Source organism: Pseudarthrobacter phenanthrenivorans Sphe3 (assembly GCF_000189535.1).
Taxonomy (GTDB): Bacteria; Actinomycetota; Actinomycetes; order Actinomycetales; family Micrococcaceae; genus Arthrobacter; species Arthrobacter phenanthrenivorans.
The window spans coordinates 864,918-888,024 of the sequence record NC_015145.1 but is presented as its reverse complement, the minus strand read 5'-3'; the positions used below and the strand labels follow the sequence as shown (position 1 = coordinate 888,024).

Below are 23,107 nucleotides of genomic sequence, written 5' to 3'. Positions count from 1 at the left end.
GTGGATTAGAGGCCGTTATCCACATAGGGCAGGTGGGGCGTGCGTGAATCCCTAGGCCACCGAGCCCGACTCGAGGGCGGCACGCAACTCCCGTACCGCCGTCGTTCCTCCTGCCATGAACCACTCAAGGCCGTTCACGCGGACTGTGTCCACTGCCCCGCCGGCAGCCCGCACGATCGCTTTGCCGGGCAGCCAGTCCCATTCCGGGCAGCTGTGTTGGAACCAGCAGCCGATCTGGCCGTCGGCTACCCGGCCAAGGTCGCAGGAGCCGGAACCGAGCATCCGCAGTGCAGCGGCGGACGTGGCCGCCGCATGCCAGGGCATGGCGCACAAAGGGTCCATCAACCACGTGGGGTGGATGTAGGTGGCGGCGCCCAACTCCGCAACGGGGGTTGCATTGCGTTCCCCCTTGTTGTCATGGAACACCGTGAGGGGGTCGCCGTTCAGGGTGGCGGGATGTGCCCGGCCGCCGAGCCACAGCTTGTCCTCCTCAGGCTGGAAGATTGCGCCCAGCAGCACGTCGGACTGGTCCTTCAGCGCGATGGCCGAGCACCAGTAGGTGGAGCCGTGCAGGAAGTTGTAGGTGCCGTCCACGGGGTCAATCACCCAGGTACGGCCGCTGGTGCCCTGTACGGAGGCTCCTTCCTCGCCCAGGATGCCGTCGTGAGGGCGGCAGCGCTGCAGCTGCTCCAGGACATAGGCTTCGGCGGCGTGGTCAGCAGCGGTCACCACGTCCGAGATGGAAGTCTTTTGCTGCGACTGCAGCCCTGCCATCCGCATCAGGAGCGCCAGCTGCCCGGCCTCACGCACCAGCGCAGCCGCCAACTGATGATCGTCCAGGGAGGGGTCAAGTTCAACAGCGCTGTGCCGGCCAATGGTCATGGCTTCAGTTTATGGGGCTGGATAATGGTGCCATGGCCAAGACACCTGCGCAGCGGATCAAGAAGCACGGCTCCAAGGCGGTTGTCCCGCAGCACCACCTTCCTCCGGCGGTGAACCCCACCACGGCACGTACTCCGGAGAAAGCCCAAAGCAACAGCAACCTGATTCTGATCGCAGGGGTGGTGGCCAGCCTGTTCCTGTTCTGGTACCTGCACCTGCTGACGCTGGAACAGCTCCGGCAGCTTTCCGGCGGCCTGGCAATGCCTGATTCGCTTATTGGCGGCTTCGACCCCGCTTATATCGGCCAACTGCACTCGGCGATGGACGACGACGCCCGGGGCCAGCTCAACTACGTCCACAAAACAGCAGGCACCCTGTTCCCCCTCATCTTCGGGTTCACCTGGCTGCTGCTGATCGGGACGAACGTTGCCCGCAAAGCGCTCCGCTGGTCACTGTGGGCCTTGCCCCTGCTGTTCGTCGTGGTCCGGCTCTGGGGCAACGTGACCATAGACAGCGTGATGGCAGCAGAAACTGCCGACGCCGGACAGGTGGCCTTGGCGTCCGGACTCACCGTAGCCGGTTGGGTGCTTCTAGTCCTGAGCCTGCTGGCGGGTGCCGCCGCTGTCTTCCTCGGCGCCCGCAAACCCAAAGCGGCGCGCTGAGGACCGGCAGGCACGCACCTCCTTGCGGTGGCGGTGGACCTGCCGGGCAATAACCAGTCCCGCAGTGGCCATCCCCAGGGTGACTGGGTACCCCATGAGACGCTCCAGCGTGCCGGGCTCGGGAACGTCCATCCCCGTCAGGCCGCCCGTCGCGAGGGCGGCCAGTGACACAGCACCGCACACCAGGATGAACCAGGCGAAATTTGTCTTCCGCAGCCAGAGGATGCCCAGGACAAGCAAGGCGGCGGCCCCGGCGAGGAAGTACATCACCGCGCCAGCGATGTGCCAGCCGGACCCTGCGTCCTCGGGCACCAGCCCCACAATGACAGTCCCGGCCCCGGCGGTCCCGGTCAGGATGCGCACCCAGACAGCCGCCAGCCAGGGCTTGCGCCGCGGCTGCAGGCGCAGATCCGAGCGTGCCGCCACGCACAGCAGCCCGGAGCTCAGCAAAAAGGCCCCCAGCAGCATGCCGAGGCCCTGTACCACGAATGAGGCATTCATCAGCCAGTTCAATGGGGAACAGACCTCGCGTCCGTCAAAGACGCCGCAGTTCAGGGCGCCAAGGTCGCTGATGTAGCCGGTCCGCAGGTCATAGGGTTTGGGGCCGGCCCAGGCCCCGATCACCGCCGCCTCCGCCGCAAAATACTGCAGTACGCTCAGCACCGACCAGGCACCGATGTACTGGCGGGTGGAAACCGTATCCGGAATAAACGCGGCTGCGGGGGCGGCAGAGGGGGCTGAACTCATGCCTTGAGCGTAGTACGGCGCCGCACCTTGTATGCTTGTAACCGTGTCCGGCCGGACTGGCCCGCCGATCCAACGGACGCAGGCCCTCGTAGCTCAGTGGATAGAGCACGGCTCTCCTAAAGCCGGTGTCGTTGGTTCGATTCCAATCGAGGGCACTTGAACGCTACTCCCCCGGAGTTCGCACTCCGCGCCTATCTCCTGGGCACACCCCACCCCGGCGCCGCCAGGCTCGCCGCTGGGGCGGGACAGTGGACGGTCCACCGGGACCTCCTGGACCGTACAGAGGGCACCCGCGGAACTTTTTCCGGCGTCGTGCATTTTGTTCCCACGGACGACGGCGGCCTGGACCTTCACGAGGAAGGCACCATGCGCTGGCCCACCTTCACCGGCCCCGCCTCCCGCGAATACCTGCTGAAAACCACCGACCGTCCGGACGCACTGGATGTGTTCTTCCCGGACGGCCGCCCCTTCCACCGGATGAGCTTTACGCCGGCAGCCAACTCGGACAGCCACTGGTGCGATCCCGACACCTACCGGGTGGCCTACGCTTTCGGGGACCAGGACAGGTTCAGCTACACCTGGGACGTTAGGGGACCCCGGAAGGACCTGCTGCTCACATCCCGGCTGGTCCGGCTGGAAGGCGGGGAGGCGTGAAAGAGCGAATTGTGGTCTCCGCTGTTTGCGTCTTCGATGACGCCGGCCGGCTCCTGACCGTCAGGAAGCGCGGCACCGCCATGTTCATGCACCCGGGCGGGAAACCGGAAGCAGGCGAAACAGCGGTCCAGGCGGCAGCGCGGGAACTCGCGGAAGAAGTGGGCATTGTCCTTGACCCGCGGGACCTGCAGCTGATGGGCGTGTGGATCGCGGACGCCGCCAATGAGGCCGCCACGGATATCGAAGCGACGGTCTTCACAGCTCCGGGAACGTGGACGGCCCATCCTGCGGGGGAGATCGCGGAGATCCGCTGGCTGGACCTCGACGCGGACCACACCGAGGACCTCGCCCCGCTGCTCACGGACCACATCCTTCCGGAGCTCACCACCCGGCCCGGCGGCGCTGCCATGACGGGCGGCTAGAACTCGGGAACCGCCTCCTGGGCCACCGCCGTGGCCTCGTTGAACTGCGTCCGGTAGAGCTCGGCGTACCTGCCCTCTGCGGCCAGCAGTTCGGTGTGCGTCCCGCGCTCCACAATGCGGCCGTCCTCCACCACCAGGATTGCGTCCGCAGCGCGGACGGTGGACAGGCGGTGGGCAATCACGACGGCGGTGCGCCCCTCCAGCGCGGCCCCCAAGGCAGCCTGCACAGCGGCTTCATTCGTCGAGTCGAGCGCCGCTGTCGCCTCGTCCAGGATGACCACCCGGGGCTGGGCGATCAGCAGCCGGGCAATGGTGAGGCGCTGGCGTTCACCGCCGGAGAGCCGGTAGCCGCGCTCACCCACCACAGTGTCCAGCCCTTCCGGCAGGGAACGGATCATAGTTTCCAGCCTGGCCTGACGGATGGCCTCCCACATTTCCGCTTCTGTGGCATCCGGCCTGGCAAGCCGAAGGTTGGAGGCAATCGTTTCGTGGAAGAGGTGGCCGTCCTGGGTCACCATGCCCAGGGTCTCACGCAGGGAATCAAAGGTGACGTCCCGCAGGTCAACGCCTGTCCCCGGCACGGTGCCGCCCAGCCGTACGGCACCGGAATCAACGTCGTAGAGCCGTGCCAGCAGCTGGGCAATAGTGGATTTTCCGGCACCGGAGGAACCTACCAGCGCCACCGTCTGGCCGGGCTCCACGCGGAAGCTGATGCCGTGGAGCACTTCTTCCCCGCCCCGCGTGTCCAGCGTGGACACTTCCTCCAGTGAAGCCAGCGACACCTTGTCCGCCGAGGGGTAGGCGAAGCGCACGTCGTCGAACTCAACGGAGACCGGGCCGGCCGGAACAGCAACGGCATCCGGTTTCTGCTGGATCAGCGGCTTCAGGTCCAGGATTTCGAACACGCGCTCGAAGCTCACGAGGGCACTCATAATTTCCACCCGTGCGTTGGACAGCGCGGTGAGCGGGGCGTAGAGGCGGGTGAGCAGCAGCGCCAGCACCACAACATCGCCCGCGGCGAGTTGACCGGTGATGGCGTACCAGCCGCCCAGCCCGTACACCAAGGCGAGCGCGAGCGCTGAGACAAGCGTCAGTGCCGTGACGAAGGTGAACTGCAGCATGGCGGTGCGGACGCCGATGTCCCGGACCCGGCCGGCGCGGACGGCGAATTCACGGGACTCCTCGTCCGGGCGGCCGAAAAGCTTGACCAGGGTGGCGCCCGGAGCGGAGAAGCGCTCGGTCATCTGCGTGCCCATGGCGGCATTGTGTTCCGCCGCCTCCCGGCGCAGGTCCGCGAGCTTCGACCCCATCCGCCGGGCGGGGATGAGGAAGACAGGCAGCAGGATCATAGCGAGGACTGTCACCTGCCAGGACGTGCCCAGCATGACGACCAGGGTCAGGATCAAGGCCACCACATTGCTGACCACGCCGGACAGCGTGCCGGCGAACGCCGACTGGGCACCGATGACATCGTTGTTGAGCCTGCTGACCAGGGCGCCTGTGCGGGTGCGGGTGAAGAAAGCAATCGGCATCTTCTGCACATGGTCGAAGACGCGGGTGCGCAGGTCCACGATGACGCCTTCACCAATGGTGGAGGAAAGCCAGCGGCTGACCATCCCCAGGCCGGCCTCGGCAACAGCCACGACGGCGATCAGCACCGCAAGGCGGACCACTTCCTCCGCGGCGGCCTTGGCCACGATTGCGTCCACTACCTGCCCGGCGAGGACAGGCGTGGCCACGGCCAGGAACGCCATCACCACGGACAGGACCACGAAGGCGATGAGTTTGCCCCGGTGCGGCCGGGCGAAGCCCAGGACCCGTTTCAGGGTTGCTTTGGAGAAAGGCTCGGAACCGCTCTTGGCCCGGGTGATCTTGTACAGGGAGTTCCAGGCCACCCCTTCCATGCTCATTGCTGCTGCTCCTCTACCGTGCCGTTCTCAACAACCCAACGTACATCCAGCCGCACGTTCTCCAGCAGCCTGCGGTCATGGGTGACCAGCAGCAGTGCGCCGTCGTAGCTTTCCAGTGCCTCTTCCAGCTGTTCGATGGCCGGAAGGTCCAGGTGGTTGGTGGGCTCGTCCAGGACCAGGAGGTTAACGCCGCGGGCCTGGAGAAGGGCCAGGGCGGCCCGGGTCCGTTCGCCGGGAGACAAGGACTCAACAGTGCGGGCCGTGTGGTCCGCCTTAAGTCCGAACTTTGCCAGGAGGGTGCGGACCTCTGCCGGGTTCAGGTCCACCAGGACGGCCTCGACGGCGTCTGCCAGGGTCAGGTGGCCGGCCAGCAGCCCGCGGGCCTGGTCGATCTCACCGATGGCCACTGAGGCACCCATGGCCGCACTGCCGGAAGCCGGCTCGATGGCGCCCAACAGCAGGCGCAACAGGGTGGACTTTCCGGCACCGTTGGGACCGGTGATGCCTATCCGCTCCCCTGCATTGAGCTGAAGATTGACGGGGCCAAGCGTGAAATGACCCTGCTGGACCACGGCGTCGCGGAGCGTGGCCACTACGGAGCTGGAGCGCGGTGCCTTGCCGATGGAGAACTGCAGCTGCCATTCCTTGCGAGGCTCCTCCACCACGTCCAGCCGCGCTATCCGGGACTCCATCTGCCGCACCTTTTGGGCCTGCTTCTCGGAGGACTCGGTGCTGGCGGCGCGGCGGATCTTGTCATTGTCCGGGCTCTTCTTCATGGCGTTCCGGACGCCTTGGGAACTCCATTCGCGCTGCGTCCGCGCCCGGGAGACCAGATCCGCCTTGGTGGCGGCGAACTCGTCGTACTTCTCGCGGGCATGCCGGCGCGCAACCGCGCGTTCCTCAAGGAAGGCGTCATAGCCGCCGTCGTACACGGCCACGGTGTTCTGCGCCAGGTCCAGCTCTACGACGGTGGTGACGCAACGGGCCAGGAACTCCCGGTCATGGCTCACCAGCACCACGCCACCGCGCAACCCGGTGACGAAGTCCTCCAGTTTGGCGAGGCCCTCCAGGTCCAGGTCATTGGTGGGTTCGTCGAGCAGGACCACGTCGAACCGGCTCAGCAGCAGCGCCGCCAACGCCACCCGTGCGGCCTGCCCGCCGGAGAGGCCGGTCATGGCGGCCTCCGGGCCGGTGTCCAGCCCCAAGTCCGCCAATACAGCCGGAATCCTGTCCTCCAGGTCGGCAGCACCGGAAGCCATCCACCTGTCGAAGGCCAGCGCGTAAGCGTCGTCGGCTCCCGGCGTGCCGGAACCGAGGGCTTCTGCGGTGGATTCCATGTCAAGGGTGGCCTGCGCGCACCCCGTCCGCCGGGCGATGTAGCCGGCAACGGTTTCGCCTGGAACGCGTTCGTGTTCCTGCGGAAGCCACCCCACGAAGGCGTCCGCCGGAGCAAGGTGGACTGCCCCTTCCTGAGGCTGGTCCACGCCGGCCAAGAGCCGCAGCAGCGTGGATTTTCCTGCACCGTTGGCACCCACCACGCCCACCACGTCCCCAGGGGCGACTGTCAGGGAAAGGCCCGAAAAGAGCTGCCTGTGGTCATGGCCGCCGGAGACGTCCTTGGCGACGAGGGTTGCAGTCATCGTTCATCCTTTCGCCGCTGCGCCCGCAACGGGTTTCCTGCCGGAACCTGGCCGGCAGTGGCCATGCCGGGCGCCGGAAAGCAGGGGCACCGGCGGCAGGACATGAAAGAACCCGCTGGTCCGGACTTGGGGGGTGTACGGACCAACGGGCTCGACCATCAAGCATAGCCGAAACACCACCGGCGGTAAAATCGCCTGCAGGAGCGCAGGCTAAAATCAAGTCAAGTACCCGTTCTGCAGAGAGCCATCAATGACCCTCCCCGCCAAGGCATTCCAGCGCTGGCTGCAAGGCATCGCGCCGAATGCCAGCACGGCAGATGTCTGCAGGATCTCCGGGATCAAGCGGACCACGCTGGCGCAGCAGCTGGTCCGCGGGAAAGTCGCGGTGGCCACCGTGGTCAGCATCAGCCGCGCCTACGGCATCAATCCGGTAACTGCACTGGCCACCTTCGAGGCATACAGCGACCTGGCCAGTCCCCAGCCTCCGCCGCGCCGTTGCGAACTGGTCAGCCAGATTTCCACGGCCGACCTCCTCCGGGCGGCGCTGGCCCGCCCCGCATTGGATCTCTCCGGCAGGGCTGCCACTGAGCCTTCCCCGCTTTCCCCCGCACCGCATGCCACGTCCGTGAAGAACTGGGTGGACGCCATCGACGACGGCGAGCTGCGGCACCGCGTTTCCGCGGCTACGGGCATCGCACCCCAGAATTACTCCGCGCAGTTGACGGCAAACCGGCTGTCCCCGGAACTGGCCATTGCCACTTCCCTGGCCGCAGGGGTGGGCCCCGCCGGCGGGCTGGTGGCCACGGGCTTGATCACCGAGCAGGAAGCCGGCTGGCCGCCCGGCGCCCGGCAGGCCGCACTGGATGAATTGTCCGACGGCGAGCTCACTACCCTCGCAGGTGACAGACTTCAGGCACTGGGCAAGGTCCTGCGGCGCCAGGAGCAGGACCAAGCGCAGACGGAAAAGATTTGGGAGAACCTGGGATGATCGAAATACTTCAGTGGTCGACGCTGGCCATCTGTGGCCTGGTCGCTGCAGCCCGGGTGCCCAGTGCAATCCGCGGCGAGAACAGGACACTGTTCTACATCTTTGGGCTCATGACCTTGGCCATTCTGCTAAGCATCCAGGGCCCTTACGTAGCCATCGACCAGGCGTTGGGCGGAATCAACCTGGCCAACCTGCTCCTGCGCTTCGTGATCTTCGCAGCGATCTACTTCGTGGGTATCCGTGTCAGCCGCGGCTTCGGGGCAGACGGAGCCTACCGGCTGATCACGGGAAAAACCGGCATGTTGGTGCTCCTGGTGGTGTCCCTGGTGATGGTGGTGCTGTTCTTCATGATGGACACGGCAGGTTCCTCAGCCGGGCTGTCCGCCACGTCTGCCAAGAATGAACGGAACTTCGTCCTGGTGGAGTACTATGGCGCAGCCGGACGGGCCTACCCGGCCTTCGTGTCGCTGGCCCTGCTGCCTCCCATGGTCCGGGCGGTGCGGAGCCGCCTGCCCTTGCTCGTAAGGGTCGCCGCAGGCCTGTTGGCGTTGGGCGGGGTGGCAATCACCCTGACGCTGTTGTTTCCTGTGGTGCCACCCGCGTGGGGCGCACTTGAGTTCGTTGTCAACTACACGGCGGTGCTTTGCTTCGTCATTGGCCTGACGCTGATTTGGGCAGCGAGGGTTCGGAACAGGAAGAGCCCGGCGATAAGAAGGTCATCTACTGAAAAGTAACAAAGCTGCCTTTCACAAAATCATTAGAATGTGAAATAATCATGAATGTGTGAAGGTGGAGCGCAGCGCGTTTTCGAACGGGGATAAATTCTTGAACGTTTACCGCTCCGGGGGCCTTTGCACATATTGGGGGGATGAGTGGTGGCGGCCGTTGGGGACCGCCCCCACTCAGCCTATTTAAGCGACCACCCAGGGATCTCGGAAGGCCTCGTGAACGAGGCCCGGACGGACTGGACAGGACCTCCCCGCAGCAGGAGGGGATCCCGCTGAAGGTCCTCCTACGCCCGGGAAAACCTCAGGGTCACCAACTGGAAGGGCCGCAGCAACAGTGTTGCCCCATCCGCCCCCGCATCCACGCCGGGAGCCTCCACCGGGCGCTCCAGCAAGTCCACCGAAGTGACCCGCCGTACCGGGAAGTTCCCGCTGAGGCGCCCTGCTGAACGCTGTCCCAGCGATTCGTACAGGCGGACAATCACATCTCCGGACCCGTCCTCCGCCAGCTTGACTGCCTCAACCACCAGGGCCGGGTTGGTCACGGAAAAGAGCGGCTCCACCGCGGACCCGCCGCGGACCACGCGGGGCGGAAGGTTGGTGCGGTAGCCCTCCTCCACGGCTTCGGCGATGCCGGCACCCGGCCGGACGGTGACCGTGAACTCGTGCACACCGCGGTCCGCTTCGGGATCGGGAAACTTGGGCGCGCGCAGCAGCGAGAGGCGCACCGTGGTGGTGGTACCGCCGTCGGAATCCCTGATGCTGCGGGTGACGTCATGGCCGTAGGTGGATGCATTGGAGATTGCCACCCCATACCCGGGCTCCGCTACGTGGATCCAGCGGTGGGCACAGATCTCGAACTTCGCCGATTCCCACGAGGTGTTGGTGTGCGTGGGCCGGAAGACGTGCCCGAACTGCGTTTCGGATGCCGACCTGTCCGCCCGGACATCCAGGGCGAAGCCAAGTTTCAGCAGTTTTTCGCGCTCCTTCCAGTCCACTGACGTGGAGATGGTGAGCGAGGGGCTGCCGGCAGCCAGGGTGATGCGTTGGGTGACGGCTGAGGCGCCCGCGAGGCGCTCCACCACCACAGCGGCGTCGGCCCCTTCGCCGGTCAGGCGCACGGCGTCTGCGGAGGTCAGGGCGGTGACGTTGCGGCGGTAGAACTCGTCGATGTCCCACGCGTCCCACTCGTTGGGCGTGTCGCGGTGCAGCTCGAGCAGGTTGCCGCGCTGGCCCGGGGCAATGGCTTCCCGGCCACTTGCATGGTCCAGCAGCGAGGTAAGGAGCCCATCGGCGTCCAGGACTGCCCGGATGACGCCGTTATCCAGGATGTACCCCCCGTCGTGTGCCGTGGCATGAACCGGTTGGTGGAACGCTTCCGGCTGGCCCGCGGCCAGGGCCGGAACCCCGTCCCTGGCATGGGGCGCTGCATTCAACAGGAAGGCCTGCTCACCGCTGCCCAATGCTGCAGCGGCCGCCTCTCCGATGATCAGCTCCAGGGCATCACTTATGGCCCCGTAGTTCCGCTCGGCATCCTGGTGCACCCAGGCGATGGAGCTGCCGGGAAGAATGTCGTGGAACTGTTGAAGCAGCACCAGCCGCCACAGCCGCTTGAGCTCAGCAGCGGGGTAGGCAAAGGCGCCGCCAGTACGGACGGCAGCGGTGGCGCACCACAGCTCAGCCTCCCGCAGGAGGTGTTCGCTGCGCCGGTTCCCCTTCTTGGTCTTCGCCTGGCTGGTGTAGGTGCCACGGTGGAGTTCGAGGTACATCTCCCCCACCCAGACCGGCAGGACCGGGTAATCATCCTCGGCTTCGCTGAAGAAGCTTTCCGCCGAACCGATCCGGACTTTGGGCGAACCTTCAAGGTCTGCCGCCCGTGCCGCCGCGGCCAGCATCTCCCGAGTGGGTCCGCCGCCGCCGTCGCCATAACCGAATGGCACCAAGGACATGCTCCCCCGGCCGTGGTCACGGTAGTTCCGCTCCGCGTGCGCCAGTTCGCGCCCGGTCAACTCTGAGTTGTAGGTGTCCACCGGCGGGAAGTGGGTGAAGAGCCGGGTACCATCGATCCCCTCCCAGTTGAAGGTGTGGTGGGGCATCCTGTTGGTCTGGTTCCAGGAGATCTTCTGGGTCAGGAACCACCGGCTTCCAGCAGCTTTCACGATCTGCGGCAGTGCCGCGGAGTAGCCGAAGGAGTCCGGCAGCCATGCCTCCCGGCACTCTATTCCGAACTCGGCAAGGAAGAAGCCCTTGCCCTCCAGGAACTGCCGGGCCATGGCCTCGCCACCGGGCATGTTGGTGTCGGATTCAACCCACATGCCGCCGACCGGAACGAACTGCCCCGCACGGACCTTCTCCCGGATGCGGCTGAAGAGCTCGGGGTAGTACTCCTTGATCCAGGCCAGTTGCTGCGCGGAGGAGCAGGAGAAGACGAAACCCGGATCTTCGTCCATCAGCGCTATGACGTTGGAGAACGTCCGGGCGCATTTACGGATGGTTTCGCGGACCGGCCAGAGCCAGGCGGAGTCGATGTGGGCGTGGCCGGTGGCCACCAGCTGATGCGCTGAGGCGTATGCAGGCCGGGACAGCACCTCCGCGAGGGCTTCGCGCCCCGCGGCCGCCGTCCCGGGCACGTCGTCCGGATCCATCCGGTCCATCATGCGTTCCAGGGCGCGGAGGATCTCATGACGGCGGGGCAACTCAACGGGCAACACCGCCATCAGCCCGGTCAGCGTGCGGATGTCCTGCTGGAGTTCCCAGACGGTTCGGTTCATCTCGGCGATGGCTATGCTGCCGAGGCGGTACTGGGGCGCTGTCCCGGCGGTGGATTTGTCACCGTAGGGAGTGGGGGCAAAGGTCCATCCCTGCGCGACGTCGGGGTTCGCGGCAGCTTCGACATAGAAGTCGATAGCCATGCCGCCGCCCAGGAGCTTCAGCGGGATGTACTGGTTCCTTGGTGAAACCGCCTTGATGATGGAGCCGTCAGGCCGCCAAGCGATGCCCTCGCACTGGAACCCAGGAATTTCAACGGTGAAACCCAAGTCCACGATGACTTCAACGGTGGTGTCCGGTTCCGTTCCCCAGCCTTCGGGAACTTCGCCCTGCAGCCTGAGCCACTTGGTGCCCCACGGCCTTCCCCACGGGGCGCCGTGCTCCTGTGGCTGGAAATCCTGGCGCATGGCTTCCAGCGCCGGCACAGGTTCATCCGGGGCATCCCAGCTGGTCAGTGCCAGCGGCAGCGTCCGGGTGTAGACCGCAGCGTCGATGCGCTCCCGCACAAATCTGTGGAGGCGGACTTCCGTGATCCGGCGGTCGTCATGCAATGTTGGCCCTCTTTAGCGCTTGGGACTGGATCAATCGTGTCCATTCGATGGATAAATCTACCCGCTGGAAGACCGTTTACCAACCCTTGCGTAAACGCTTACCGCGTGCTTTCCGCCCGCGGAGGACTAAGGGCGGGGCACTTACGACGGCGGGGCTGCCGCTATCGGGCGCAAAATCCTTCCCTCACCTGCATAGACGTTGAGGCTGGTGCCCCTGCTGAATCCGGCCAGCGTGAGTCCGCTGGCCTCGGCGAGTTCCACGGCAAGGCTCGACGGGGCGCTTACGGCCGCCAGCACCGGGATGCCGGCCAACGCAGCTTTTTGGACGAGCTCGAAGGATGCCCGGCCGGAAACCTGGAGAACCGTCCCCCGCAGCGGCAGCAGGCCTTCGCGCAGGGCCCACCCCACCACCTTGTCCACTGCGTTGTGCCTGCCCACGTCCTCCCTGAGGCACAGAAGCTGCACGCCGCCGTCGTCCTCTACCCGGAAGAGTCCGGCAGCATGAACGCCGCCGGTATGGTCAAAGAGCCGCTGGGACTCCCGAAGGATGTCCGGCAGCGACGCGAGGGCCTCCGCGGACAGGGTCAGGGGATCGGCGGCAGGACTGAAGTGTGATGATTTGCGGACGGATTCAATGGAATCGGTGCCGCAAATGCCGCATGAGCTGGACGTGTAGACGTGCCTGCCCATCGAGGGAAGCTCGACGTCCGGGCGCAGCTGGGCCTCCACCACATTGAAGGTTTGCACCCCGTTTTCGTCCTCGCCGGCGCAGAACCGCAGCGAGACAAGCTGTCCGGCGTCCCAGATCACGCCCTCGGACACCAGGAAGCCGGCCACCAGGTCAAAGTCGTCGCCGGGAGTCCGCATGGTTACCGAAAAGGACAGGCTGCCCAGCCGGATCTCCAGCGGTTCTTCCACCGCCAATACGTCCTCCCGGTACCGGACCGGAAATTCAAGGGCCCCCGGGGAGCCGTCCAGTAGATACTTGTGCACCTTGCGGCGCTGGGTCACGCGTCCCATGTCCCACCGTTCCTGTTCATGTCTCCATCATCCCAATCGTCCGAAGGTGATACCAGCGGCGGCGGCCCGTGCGGGCGATCCTCAGCCAAGAAGGGCGCTCCAGTCCACAGGGCCGGCGGGCGCGGGTTTGGCCGCTGGCTTCCCCGTCCGCGCGCCGCTCCGCGGCTTCGTTTTGGCTGCGGGATCGGGGACGGCGGGAATAGGCAGCCCCCACGGCAGCGGGAAGGCCGGCACCAGCTCACCCAACTGCACCCCGTGCGGCGGGACAACCATGACGCCGTCGGCCGAAGCCAGCCCACGCATCATCCCCGGGCCGGTGTGCTGTGCCGGTGAGGCCATGCCGTAGAGGAGGCGGAACGGCATCAGGCGGGTGCGCCCCGGTTCCGGTTCCAGCAGGGTTCCGCAGGGCACTTCCTGGACGGCGGGCAGGGTGCCGTGCCCCAGCGCCGCCAGCAGCGGAGCTCCAACCGTGGAGAGGGCCATCATTGCGGCGAGCGGATTTCCCGGCAGCCCCAGGACGAACCTGCCGTCAGGAAGTTCGGCCAGCACGGCAGGATGCCCGGGGCGCATGGCTACCCCGTCAATGACCAGCCGCCCACCCAGCTCAGCCACGGCACGGCGAAGGTGGTCGGTGCCGGATTTTCCCGTCCCGCCAGTTGTGATGACCACGTCGGCCGGAAGGTCGGGCGCGCCGGGGGCCTCCGGAAGCACGTCCTCCAAGGCGCCCAGCCACTCAGCATAGGAATCGCCGATCCTCTGCTGGCCGCCCGCGATACCGCCCAGCATCCCAACGACTGCCGGCAGCTGCGGGCCGAAGGTGTCGCGGACCTGGCCGGGAACCGGAACGCCATGCTGCACCACTTCGGAGCCCGTCAGCAGCAGCCGGACCAGCGGTTTTCCCTGGACTACAAGTTCGTCGTACCCGGCAAGGGCAGCGAGGGCAAGATGCGCCGGATTCAGTACCACCCCGGCCTTGACAAGAATGTCCCCTTCCGTGGCCTCCTCCCCGGCTTTCCGGACATGCTGGCCGGTACGCGGCTCGCCCGGGCGTGCCGTCCCGCCGGTCATCAGGATGGGCAGCCCTTCCTCGTCCTTACCGAGCCGCGCGCTTTCGCTGCGCAACACCGCTTTCCCCCCGGCCGGGATGAGTCCCCCCGTTGCAATGGGGCTGGCCTGGTGCGGGGCCAGCGGAACGCCGGGCTCCACCAGGATCCATGGACCCGTACCGTTCACCACCCAGCCGTCCATCGCTGAGGAAGCATAGTGGGGCATGTCCTGCAGCGCCACCACGTCCTGGTCCAGCCGGCGCCCCAGGGCAAGTTCCAGTGAAACGGGACCAGCCGGAATGGGAGTTGCGGCATCAAATGCCGCTTGCCGGGCTTCTTCCCACGTATGGGCCAGGTGGTGGTGCCCCCCGGCCCCAGGTGTGCTCGGTTCTTCCTGGGCTTCCTGGGTCATTCGCCGGGAGCCCCGGCGGCTTCAGCGTCATAATCGGTGGCCAGGGAACGCGCCACGGCCAGGGCTGCCTCCATGGAAGCGTTGTTCTCAGCCTTTCCTGAGCCCGCAGCCAGGCCTGCGGCAAAGCCGGCAATGAAGGTGGTCAGCGGCGCTGCCGGCCGAACCACTGAGTGGGCGGCGACGCCGGCCAGGGCAAGAATGGCGTTGACGTCCACCTGGACGTCTTCCAGCTCATAGGCCTGGAGCAGGGATCTGCACCACTCCTCCAGCGTTTCATCCTGGCTTTTCACGAACTGCCTCCAATTTAGCTCCGGCTGCGCCGGTCCTGGTCCCCGCCCTGGCGCCCGGGGTCAATCCCTAATGCCGCGGCATCGTCCCAGGTATCCACATCTGCTGTGGAACCGGCGGGGACAGTGACAGGCTGCACGTCCAGACTAGCAAGGAGGGAGCGGACAGAAGCGTTGATTAAGGCACCACGGGACGAGAGGTCCTGCGCCGCGGTTCTTAACGCAGCCGTGCTGTAGAAACCGGCCAGTGGCTGAAGCCTGCCGTCCGCGGAACGCGCCACCACGCCGTCGCCACGGGCCGCGCGCAGAGCCGGCTTGAGGACGGCCAGGGCATCCTGGATCCGGGGCATGTCACACGCCAGCACCAGCGTATGCAAGGACCTGCTTCCAGTGTCAGCAAGAACAGCCAGTCCGGCGGCGATGGCCGCTGCCGGTCCGCCGAATTCCGGCTGTTCCCGGCAGTGGATCACGCCAGGAGGAAGGGTACCGGGGTCGGGGCCAACCACCACCGTGCGGGACGCGCCCCCAGCGGCGGCAAGGGCCCGTTGAAGGAGCGTGGAATCATGCAGGACAAGGTTCTGTTTGGCCACTCCGCCCAGCCGTGATGACCTGCCGCCAGCCAGAATTATGGCATCGAAGTCCAACCCGTCCTGTTCCACTCCCCCAGCCTAGCCATGTGGCGGCCGGAGATCACAGCGCCAGCTGGTCAGGCGGCGCGCTCCGGCAGCAGGAACGGGTCCCACGCCGGCGTCGGCTTCTCGAGTTCCTTGATCTGCCACATGCTTCCGTGCGGCGGTTCGGGAACGAACCGGAGTTTCCATCCCATTTCGGCGGGTGTGTGGTCGCCCTTGGCGTTGTTGCAGCGCAGGCAGGCCGCCACGAGGTTCTCCCACGAATCCGCACCACCGCGGGACTTAGGGTGGACATGGTCGATGGTGTGGGCCGCTTTTCCGCAGTAGGCGCATTTGTGCCCATCACGCCGCAGCACTCCCCGCCGGCTGACAGCCGTGGCCTGGTTGTATCTGGGACGGATGTAGCGGTTAAGGAGTATCACGGACGGCCGGCCCAGGATCTCCTGCGGTCCCACAACGGGATCGTCACCCTCGGCCACCACGCTTGCTTTGCCCGTGAGCACAAGCACCAGCGCCCGGCGGAAAGTGATAACCGCCAGCGGTTCATATCCAGCATTCAGAACGAGAGTGCGCATGCACGTACCTCTTCACGGCCGCACCCGTCAGGGGCACGAGGGCCGGCTGCCCTCGGCATGTCCGGGCTATGGATCGACACCACAAGAGTAAACACAGAAGCGCGCTATCAGCTAATCACGCTTTGGGGAGGTCCCCTGACGGCCTTCCCCGAGGGCCGTGTCCTGATCAGCTGCGGGCCGTGCCGCGACGGCGTCCCAGTTCAGTCCCGGCGGTTAAAGCAAAGAACCCCTGCCGGATGGGCAAGGGTTCTTTGACATGGGGGTCAGGCCTGGTGCGGCCCTCGCTTAGTTGACGCGGATGAAAACCGGGCCGGAGCCAACGTTGGCGCTGAAGACCACGGTCTGGTTGCCGTTGTAGCCACCGTGAACCGCCTGGCCGTTGCCTGCGTAAACAGCGATGTGGGCTACACCCGCGCCGCCGTCGGCGTAGTAGATCAGGTCGCCGGGCTGCGCTTCGGCAGCGCTGACGGTACGGCCCAGGGAGAGGTAGCCAGCGGGCCAGTCGTGGAAGTTGATGCCCACGGCCGCGAGGGAGTTGGTCACCAGCATGGTGCAGTCCTGCATGACGCCCAGCTGGGCGTACGCTGCGGAAAGGATGGCAGCACCCTTGCCGCTGGCGGATGCGGCAGGAGCGGCGGGAGCCGACGCGGTGGAGACCTTGGCGGTGACCTTGGGGGCGGCGGCAGCCTGGACTGCGGGAGCCGGAGCAGCTTCCTCCACCTCGACGGGCTCGGGCTCTTCGACGACGGGAGCGGGCGTGGTGGTCACGGCCGGCTTTTCGAAGGTGATCGCGATGGTGGAAGCAGCCGAAATCGGCGCCTCAACAGCTGATTCAACTTCCAGGGTGGAAGCCGGAGCCGAGTCGCGCTGGACGTTGGAGTCAGCAGCGTTGGCAGCGATGCCGCTGGTCAGGACCAGACCGGAAGCCGCAGCGATAACAGCGGCCTGGCGTCCAACGCCGCCGGCGTTGTCGCCTACAGCCTTGGCAATGATGGCGATTGAGCTGGTCTTGGTGACCTCGGCACGGTGCCGTGCGGTAGCACGAGTAGTCATCAGTTCTCTCTTTCGTTTTCCTCAGCGCCGTGTGGGCACACAGGGGTTTGGACGTGCCGGCATCTTGGGGGTACGCCGGCACGTCCCGAACGGGGATGTGGTGTAGCGGAAAGTGTGTGGAGCAAAGAAATAGCCCTTGGACCCGAAGGTCCAAGAACTATTTGTTGATGGTGAAGAAGGCCGAGCTGCCGGTGGCGGCTACGGCGTGGAGCAGCGTGCCCTGGGAAGGGTTAAGTGCGCTGACCATCATGCCGTTGCCAACGTAGATGCCTACGTGCGCTCCGCCGTTCTGCATGACCAGGTCACCCGGCTGCGGGGTGGAGGTGGGAGTCATGGCAGTCCAGGCGTTGACCCGGGGAATGCTGATGCCGGCCTGGGCGTAGACCCACTGGGTGAAGCCCGAGCAGTCCCAACCCGTGGTGGGGCTGGTGCCGCCCCAGACGTACGGACGGCCGATGCCGGTGTAGGCGATGGCGGCGATGCCCGACGTGGAGGCGGAGGATACGGTCTCTGCCAGCTTGTCGGCTGCGGATTCCGTGGCGGCGGCAGTGGTGGCTGCCGCGCGACCCTCGGTGGCGGTGGACTGGGCACGTACCGGCGCCGGCTTCGGAGCGGCGGTGGTCTTCACCACAGGGCGCTCGAAGGAGACGGTGGCGGTGGGTGCGGCGGTCACTGCCAGCGCAGCCTGCGCGGAGCCGGACTCGGTGGAAGCGGAAACACCAGCTGTGGTGTCCGCTGCGTTCGCAGGGAGGCCCATGCTGAGGATGAGACCGGAAGCAGCTGCAATAACGGCAGCCTGGCGACCTACTGTCCCGGCATTGGCACTAACAGCCTTGGACACGGAGTCCAAGGGGTTGGTACGAACCGTTTGCGCACGGTGGCGCGCAGAATGATGGCGTGAAGACACGAAGGTAGCCTCTCCCAATGCCTGCGAGGTGAGCTGTCGGATTCGGATGGGAGTCACCCGGCCACGCAACTTCCAAGGAAGCTTTTGTGACTTAACCCCAAGGTCTTCGCTAAAGCCAAGACCAAAATTGGTTCCCCCGCCCCTGCCAGACGATGAAATGCGAACGGACCTTGAGCGGTGGCAGAGTTAGGCAATCCGCACAAGAGCGTCAACTTCGGAAAAGTTGACGCGAGTTAGACGGTACAGCAGTTTTCGATGAATGTCACATTCAGGTCACGGCGGGTCACGATGATTCGAGAGTTCTGCATCATTTGACTACAGCCAGCCGGTCGGATCGACAACTTCACCGTTGACCTGCACCTCGAAGTGGAGGTGGCAGCCGGTGGAGGCGCCGGTGGTTCCACTCAAGGCCACAACGTCTCCGCGGGAGACGGTCTGCCCCTCCGTGACATTGAAGGACGAAAGGTGGTTGTACGTGGTTTCCAGGCCGTTGCCATGGTCCACCACGACGCGGTTTCCGCCGCCGTACTGGTGCCAGCCCACGAACGTCACGGTGCCGGTGGCAGCCGCCAGGACAGAGGTCCCGCATTGCGCCACGTAGTCCTGGCCGCGGTGGAAGTCTCCTGAGCCGCCCGTAATCGGGCTGACCCGGTAGCCGAAGGGTGAGGCAGTCGAAAGCGTGGCCAGGGGGGCGCCAAGGCTGCCGGCAGAGGCTGCCCGGGAGACGGCACCCGCGGACTGGGCGCTGAGGAGCTGCTTCAGCTTGCCGTCCGGATCAGCCTGCGTGACCACGGCAGAGCGGCTGAAATCGATCTGCGCCCCAGCCTCGGCAGAAATCTGCGGCTGCGCGGTCACCGCGGATGCAGCTACCGGGGCGGCGCCGGATGCGTCGGTGGCCATGACAGGGCTGGTGGCCGGAACGGTCACGGTCAGCACCAGGCCTGTGGCAGCGAGTGCGATGCCGGCCTTCTGGCCGATTCCACTGGCCGACGCGAATTCGGTGACCTGCCGGAAGGGACCTCGGCGGCGGCGGGCATCACGGTGGAAATCGCGGGGGCGTTCCATCGTGGTGACCTCGACAACCCGCGGCGTCGAGCTGGGGAGCGCCGCGCGGCGGCGTCCCCTGGGGGTCTGCATGGACAAGAAGGGTTCCTCTCTGGAAAGCCTGCGAAGTTAGCTGTCGGATTCGGGTCAGAGAGTTCAAAGACCCGGTCCGCCGTAAGCAAGCTCGGCACAGAGATATCCCCGAGGGATCCTTCGCTGGAAGAGGCTTGCTGCTGACGGACTTCACCCCAAGGCAGTCCCCCGGCTGCCGCTTGTGGTTCCCCCGCCTCTGCCAGTTATGACTCGTGCACCTGATCCGCTGGCAGAGCTCGGCTCCGGATCAGGTAACGCTTTAGTATCAACGCTTGGTTCAACTATAGGGGCTTAAGGCCCTAAGTAACAATTCCGTTATCTTTGCGTGACCAGCCCCACACGGGGTAACAGCTCCCCAAGAAAGGTCACTGGCGGACGGCTACAAAGACGTGCGCGGCAACTTCGGGCGGCAACTCCAGCGCGCCCTCAATACCGGCAACGCGCACTGAAATGTAATCGCCCACCCGTTCGAGGGTGACTCCTGCGCCAGGGCGGATACCGCCTTCATCGAGCTGGACCAGCAGCTCGGGTTCCACCTGGATCGGCTCGGCCAGGCGGCTGACAGTCACTTCCGAGGCCGGACTGTAGGACTTCATTGCTTCCAGCAGGCTGATGGCCCCATCGGCAAAGGAGGGCGAAGTCTGCCCGCCGAGCGCCGCCAGGCCCGGGATGGGGTTGCCGTAGGGCGACTCGGTGGGATGGTCCAGCAGTTCGTAAATGCGCCGCTCCACCCGCTCACTCATAACGTGCTCCCAGCGGCAGGCTTCGTCGTGGACATAGGCCCAGTCCAGCCCGATCACGTCAGCGAGGAGCCGCTCCGCCAGCCGGTGCTTGCGCATCACTTCGGTGGCGCGTTTGCGGCCGGTCTCGGTCAGCTCAAGGTGCCTGTCGCCGGAGACCACCACCAGGCCGTCCCGCTCCATACGGCCGATGGTCTGTGAGACGGTGGGCCCGGAATGACGCAGGCGCTCCGCGATCCGGGCGCGCAGGGCGACGATGTTTTCTTCTTCCAGCTCCAGGATGGTCCGGAGGTACATCTCCGTAGTGTCGATCAGATCCGTCATCCAGCTCAGCTCCTCGAGCGCATTTCCTTGCGTTGTCCCACCGTATCGCTTCCATCCGCGACGTGGTCCGTTGGAAAGCTTAGCCTATTTTGACTTTGTCCGAATAGTTGGGGACGTCATCCGGAGGCCCCGTCTCAGTGTCTGGACTATGACGCTGCCGGTTCCCGCCCCCACAGCTGTTCAGGCAGAATAAGGAGGGCCTGAGCTGCAGCCGCCACGGCTGCCTGCCAACAAACACCCGCCGGACCACCACCGCGTCCACGCCGACATTGGAGTACTTGTGAGCGAAAACAGCATCACTATTCCCGCCGACCTCCTGCCCCGGGACGGACGGTTCGGCGCTGGCCCCTCAAAGGTCCGCCAGGAGCAGATCGATGCACTGGCCGCGGCATCGAAGACCATCCTGGGAACGTCCCACCGGCAGGCACCAGTCAAGAACCTCGTGGGATCGGTGCGGGAAGGCCTGAGCCAGTTCTTCCGGGCTCCGGAGGGCTATGAAGTGGTACTGGGAGTGGGCGGGTCCACCGCGTTCTGGGACGTTGCCAGCTTCGGGCTGGTGGAGAAAAAGGCGCAGCACCTCTCCTTCGGCGAATTTGGTTCCAAGTTCGCGGCCGCCACCAACAAGGCGCCCTTCCTGGATTCGTCGTCGATCATTAAGTCCGAGCCCGGTACCCGCCCGGAGGCGCAAGCTGAAGCCGGAGTGGATGTCTACGCTTGGCCCCAGAACGAGACCTCCACCGGTGTTGCCGCCCCGGTGACGCGCGTGGCCGGGGCCGATGAGGGCGCGCTGGTGCTGGTGGATGCAACGTCGGCAGCAGGCGGCCTGGACGTTGACGTGGCGCAGAGCGACGTCTACTACTTCGCGCCGCAGAAGAACTTCGCCTCGGACGGCGGCCTGTGGCTCGGCCTGTTCTCCCCCGCCGCCCTGGAACGCGCAGCGCGGATCAAGGGCAGCGACCGCTGGATTCCGGACTTCCTGGACCTGCAGACGGCCATCGACAACTCGCGGCTGAACCAGACCTACAACACTCCCTCGCTGTCCACGCTGGTCACCCTGGATGCACAGGTGCAGTGGCTGAATGGGAACGGCGGCCTGGACTTCGCGGCCGGGCGCACGGCCGATTCCGCCGGCCGCATTTACAGCTGGGCTGAGGCCTCGGAGTTCGCCACCCCGTTCGTCACCAACCCGGACGAGCGCTCCAACGTCATCGCCACCATCGACTTCGACGATTCCGTGGACGCATCCGTGGTGGCCAAGGTCCTGCGGGCCAACGGCGTGGTAGACACCGAGCCGTACCGCAAGCTGGGCCGCAACCAGCTGCGCATCGCCACGTTTGTTGCCATCGAGCCGGACGATGTCTCCGCACTGCTGGCAAGCATCGACTACGTGGTGGGCGAACTGCGCAAGTAGCCTTCTTGATGACAAGCCTCTGAAGGGACTTGAAAGTACGACGGCGCCGCCCGGGTTCGTCCCGGGCGGCGCCGTTTTCGTTTAACTGGCTGGGAAACGTCCTCCCTGCAAAGGGAGCCGTCCCGCGTTACTCTGTGCCGTCGTCGTCCTCAGCAGGCTGGTCCCCAGAAGCTTGCTCCGTAGGCTCCCCGTCCGGCGAGTCCTGGTCCGCAGCACCCTGGCTTCCGCCTGCGGGCACTGCCCCTTCCGGATCCGCTGCCGGAGCCGCTTCCCCGGGACGCGCTTCGTCCGGGGCGGCAACCTCCTGAACCTGCTCGACATCCTGTTCGTCTTCCGGCCGGACGCGCTCCGCCCAGGGCACCCATTCGGGCGCAAGGATTGACTCCTCGGACGGCAGGAGCCCCAGCTCGTTAACCGTGACCACCTTGGAACGTGAGTTCCGGGTCAGCACCGCGTACCACTGCCAGCCCACGTATCCGGGCAGCCTGGACTCGAACAAGTGCGTCACCAGCCGGTCGCCCTCGCTCTTGGCCCCGAGATGCCGGCCGATGGTGGCTGCAGGCGTTATGCCCTGCACCGCGTCGCGGGCGGTGTCCACGGCCGCGGCCAGGAACGCGTCAGGCTTCCCCGTCCGCCACACCGGGACACCGGCGCGGCGCCTGGCGCCGGCTTTCGCACCGGCAGCGGCAACGCCAGCGCCGGACTTGCTTTCCGCTGCCCGGCCGCCCTGGTCCGGCGCAGCCGGTGCCGCCTGTTCAGGTTCCGAATTCATCGGTGCCTAAACGTCCAGCTCGTCGGCAACCTTACGCAGGGCAGCAGCAATCGCCTTGCCCTTGTTGCCTTCCGGGTATTTGCCTTTGGAGAGGGTCCCGGACAGGTTGTCCAGCACGGTCACCAGGTCCTGGACCAGCGGAGCGAGGTCCTTGGCACTGGGCCGCTTGGCCTTGGCAATGGACGGCGTCTTGTCCAGCACGCGCAGGCCCAGGGCCTGAGCCCCTTTGCGGCCGTCAGCCACACCAAATTCCACCCGGGTTCCGGCCTTGAGCTCTGTTACGCCTTCGGGCAGCGACGATTTGGGCAGGAAGACCTCCTGGCCGTCTTCGCCTGCGAGGAACCCGAAGCCCTTTTCCTTGTCATACCACTTGACCTTGCCGGTAGGCACGTAATCAACCTTCTTCGTTCTGACGTCTTCTGACACGGCCAGCCCTCACCGCGTCCGCATTGTTGTGCGGGTTTAGGGCATGACGGCTGTAACCGTGTTGGTCTATACCTCAAGGTTATCCTGCCAACCGCCGTAATCCCGCTTTCAGCGGTGCTGCCCAGGGTGCTCCACACAGCCGTTCACCTCCAGCGCCGCAGGAGCTGTAGCGTTACGTCCATGACACCCTCGCGCTACCGGCGTGCCCTGATGATCCTCGCGGCTGTTGTTGCCGTGCTGTCCCTGCTGGCAGTCGGCGCCGTGATGGCCCTTGCCTTCGCCGGCTCAATGGCTCCGGCTTGGGTTACCTATTCTGCGCTCTACGGTTTGCCGCTGGCCTTCATCCTGATGCTCTTCCTGGTTCTGGACGGCGTTGCCGGGCGGCGCCGGGCAGGAAAGCCGGACCGGCGGTAAC

23 protein-coding genes, 1 tRNA gene and 2 riboswitches are annotated in these 23,107 nt (G+C 65.8%); of the genes, 8 read left to right on the top strand and 16 right to left on the bottom strand.

The features are described 5' to 3' along the window. Positions 1 to 51 precede the first annotated feature (51 nt). Positions 52 to 882 (bottom strand): inositol monophosphatase family protein, encoded by an 831-nt coding sequence (locus ASPHE3_RS04185; RefSeq protein ID WP_013599984.1) that lies wholly within the window; start codon positions 880 to 882, stop codon positions 52 to 54. Between the two features lie 32 nt (positions 883 to 914). Here ASPHE3_RS04185 and ASPHE3_RS04180 point away from each other — a divergent pair, with 32 nt between their 5' ends. After that, positions 915 to 1,544 carry a hypothetical protein gene (locus ASPHE3_RS04180; RefSeq protein WP_013599983.1) on the top strand — a complete coding sequence of 210 codons (630 nt, stop codon included), beginning with the start codon at positions 915 to 917 and terminating at the stop codon, positions 1,542 to 1,544. On the opposite strand, the gene ASPHE3_RS04175 is transcribed toward ASPHE3_RS04180, so the two are convergent. Next, a complete protein-coding gene (locus ASPHE3_RS04175) occupies positions 1,473 to 2,291 on the bottom strand; it encodes a DUF998 domain-containing protein (RefSeq protein ID WP_013599982.1) in 819 nt (272 codons plus the stop codon). The two genes, ASPHE3_RS04180 and ASPHE3_RS04175, sit on opposite strands and share 72 nt — an antisense overlap. A gap of 82 nt (positions 2,292 to 2,373) precedes the next feature. On the opposite strand from ASPHE3_RS04175, the gene ASPHE3_RS04170 reads away from it, so the two are divergent. The 3 genes from ASPHE3_RS04170 (at position 2,374) to ASPHE3_RS04160 (ending at position 3,367) form a co-directional block, all read left to right on the top strand. Beyond that, a tRNA-Arg gene (locus ASPHE3_RS04170) sits at positions 2,374 to 2,446 on the top strand. Between the two features lies 1 nt (position 2,447). Next, on the top strand, positions 2,448 to 2,945 hold the full coding sequence (locus ASPHE3_RS04165; protein WP_013599981.1) for a DUF6314 family protein: 498 nt from the start codon (positions 2,448 to 2,450) through the stop codon (positions 2,943 to 2,945). After that, positions 2,942 to 3,367, top strand: a complete 426-nt coding sequence (locus ASPHE3_RS04160; RefSeq protein WP_041651969.1) for an NUDIX hydrolase — start codon at positions 2,942 to 2,944, stop codon at positions 3,365 to 3,367. The genes ASPHE3_RS04165 and ASPHE3_RS04160 overlap by 4 nt, the downstream gene beginning before the upstream one ends. Here ASPHE3_RS04160 and ASPHE3_RS04155 read toward each other — a convergent pair. After that, complete coding sequence (locus ASPHE3_RS04155; RefSeq protein WP_013599979.1) at positions 3,364 to 5,277, bottom strand: ABC transporter ATP-binding protein; 1,914 nt, start codon at positions 5,275 to 5,277, stop codon at positions 3,364 to 3,366. The two genes, ASPHE3_RS04160 and ASPHE3_RS04155, sit on opposite strands and share 4 nt — an antisense overlap. Then, a complete protein-coding gene (locus ASPHE3_RS04150) occupies positions 5,274 to 6,917 on the bottom strand; it encodes an ABC-F family ATP-binding cassette domain-containing protein (RefSeq protein ID WP_013599978.1) in 1,644 nt (547 codons plus the stop codon). The genes ASPHE3_RS04155 and ASPHE3_RS04150 overlap by 4 nt, the downstream gene beginning before the upstream one ends. A gap of 250 nt (positions 6,918 to 7,167) precedes the next feature. Between ASPHE3_RS04150 and ASPHE3_RS04145 the strand changes: the two genes are divergently transcribed. Continuing rightward, positions 7,168 to 7,905: a hypothetical protein gene (locus ASPHE3_RS04145; protein WP_013599977.1), complete on the top strand. Its 738-nt coding sequence runs from the start codon at positions 7,168 to 7,170 to the stop codon at positions 7,903 to 7,905. Then, the gene (locus ASPHE3_RS04140; protein ID WP_013599976.1) at positions 7,902 to 8,639 is read left to right on the top strand and encodes a hypothetical protein; all 738 of its coding nucleotides are present in this window, start codon (positions 7,902 to 7,904) and stop codon (positions 8,637 to 8,639) included. The genes ASPHE3_RS04145 and ASPHE3_RS04140 overlap by 4 nt, the downstream gene beginning before the upstream one ends. A gap of 278 nt (positions 8,640 to 8,917) precedes the next feature. On the opposite strand, the gene ASPHE3_RS04135 is transcribed toward ASPHE3_RS04140, so the two are convergent. The 10 genes from ASPHE3_RS04135 to ASPHE3_RS04090 all read right to left on the bottom strand — a co-directional run bounded on the left by ASPHE3_RS04135 (position 8,918) and on the right by ASPHE3_RS04090 (position 20,083). After that, a complete protein-coding gene (locus tag ASPHE3_RS04135) occupies positions 8,918 to 11,950 on the bottom strand; it encodes an alpha-mannosidase (RefSeq protein ID WP_013599975.1) in 3,033 nt (1,010 codons plus the stop codon). Positions 11,951 to 12,091: 141 nt separating this feature from the next. Continuing rightward, positions 12,092 to 12,970, bottom strand: coding sequence for a formate dehydrogenase accessory sulfurtransferase FdhD (gene fdhD, locus ASPHE3_RS04130; RefSeq protein ID WP_013599974.1), 879 nt, complete (start codon positions 12,968 to 12,970; stop codon positions 12,092 to 12,094). 81 nt (positions 12,971 to 13,051) lie between these two features. Beyond that, the gene (locus ASPHE3_RS04125; protein WP_013599973.1) at positions 13,052 to 14,428 is read right to left on the bottom strand and encodes a molybdopterin molybdotransferase MoeA; all 1,377 of its coding nucleotides are present in this window, start codon (positions 14,426 to 14,428) and stop codon (positions 13,052 to 13,054) included. After that, positions 14,425 to 14,718 carry a DUF6457 domain-containing protein gene (locus ASPHE3_RS22220; protein ID WP_013599972.1) on the bottom strand — a complete coding sequence of 98 codons (294 nt, stop codon included), beginning with the start codon at positions 14,716 to 14,718 and terminating at the stop codon, positions 14,425 to 14,427. The genes ASPHE3_RS04125 and ASPHE3_RS22220 overlap by 4 nt, the downstream gene beginning before the upstream one ends. Positions 14,719 to 14,732: 14 nt before the next feature. Then, complete coding sequence (gene mobA, locus ASPHE3_RS04115) at positions 14,733 to 15,374, bottom strand: molybdenum cofactor guanylyltransferase (RefSeq protein WP_246084718.1); 642 nt, start codon at positions 15,372 to 15,374, stop codon at positions 14,733 to 14,735. A gap of 47 nt (positions 15,375 to 15,421) precedes the next feature. Further along, complete coding sequence (locus ASPHE3_RS04110; protein WP_013599970.1) at positions 15,422 to 15,922, bottom strand: HNH endonuclease; 501 nt, start codon at positions 15,920 to 15,922, stop codon at positions 15,422 to 15,424. 285 nt (positions 15,923 to 16,207) lie between these two features. Continuing rightward, on the bottom strand, positions 16,208 to 16,975 hold the full coding sequence (locus ASPHE3_RS04105) for an NlpC/P60 family protein (RefSeq protein ID WP_013599969.1): 768 nt from the start codon (positions 16,973 to 16,975) through the stop codon (positions 16,208 to 16,210). A 157-nt stretch (positions 16,976 to 17,132) separates the two neighbouring features. After that, the gene (locus ASPHE3_RS04100; RefSeq protein WP_041651968.1) at positions 17,133 to 17,816 is read right to left on the bottom strand and encodes a C40 family peptidase; all 684 of its coding nucleotides are present in this window, start codon (positions 17,814 to 17,816) and stop codon (positions 17,133 to 17,135) included. Between the two features lie 70 nt (positions 17,817 to 17,886). Further along, positions 17,887 to 18,069: riboswitch (cyclic di-AMP (ydaO/yuaA leader) on the bottom strand. Between the two features lie 128 nt (positions 18,070 to 18,197). Beyond that, the gene (locus ASPHE3_RS04095) at positions 18,198 to 19,019 is read right to left on the bottom strand and encodes a M23 family metallopeptidase (RefSeq protein ID WP_013599967.1); all 822 of its coding nucleotides are present in this window, start codon (positions 19,017 to 19,019) and stop codon (positions 18,198 to 18,200) included. A gap of 10 nt (positions 19,020 to 19,029) precedes the next feature. Further along, positions 19,030 to 19,240, bottom strand: a riboswitch (cyclic di-AMP (ydaO/yuaA leader). A gap of 144 nt (positions 19,241 to 19,384) precedes the next feature. Beyond that, positions 19,385 to 20,083, bottom strand: a complete 699-nt coding sequence (locus tag ASPHE3_RS04090; RefSeq protein ID WP_013599966.1) for a metal-dependent transcriptional regulator — start codon at positions 20,081 to 20,083, stop codon at positions 19,385 to 19,387. 280 nt (positions 20,084 to 20,363) lie between these two features. Between ASPHE3_RS04090 and serC the strand changes: the two genes are divergently transcribed. Beyond that, the gene (gene serC / locus ASPHE3_RS04085; protein WP_013599965.1) at positions 20,364 to 21,494 is read left to right on the top strand and encodes a phosphoserine transaminase; all 1,131 of its coding nucleotides are present in this window, start codon (positions 20,364 to 20,366) and stop codon (positions 21,492 to 21,494) included. Positions 21,495 to 21,621: 127 nt separating this feature from the next. Here serC and ASPHE3_RS04080 read toward each other — a convergent pair whose 3' ends face one another. Both ASPHE3_RS04080 and ASPHE3_RS04075 read right to left on the bottom strand, forming a co-directional pair. Further along, positions 21,622 to 22,266, bottom strand: a complete 645-nt coding sequence (locus tag ASPHE3_RS04080) for a DUF3027 domain-containing protein (RefSeq protein WP_013599964.1) — start codon at positions 22,264 to 22,266, stop codon at positions 21,622 to 21,624. Between the two features lie 6 nt (positions 22,267 to 22,272). After that, positions 22,273 to 22,656, bottom strand: coding sequence for a cold-shock protein (locus ASPHE3_RS04075; RefSeq protein WP_013599963.1), 384 nt, complete (start codon positions 22,654 to 22,656; stop codon positions 22,273 to 22,275). A gap of 216 nt (positions 22,657 to 22,872) precedes the next feature. On the opposite strand from ASPHE3_RS04075, the gene ASPHE3_RS04070 reads away from it, so the two are divergent. Further along, positions 22,873 to 23,106 (top strand): hypothetical protein, encoded by a 234-nt coding sequence (locus tag ASPHE3_RS04070; RefSeq protein ID WP_013599962.1) that lies wholly within the window; start codon positions 22,873 to 22,875, stop codon positions 23,104 to 23,106. The last annotated feature ends 1 nt before the right edge of the window (position 23,107 follow it).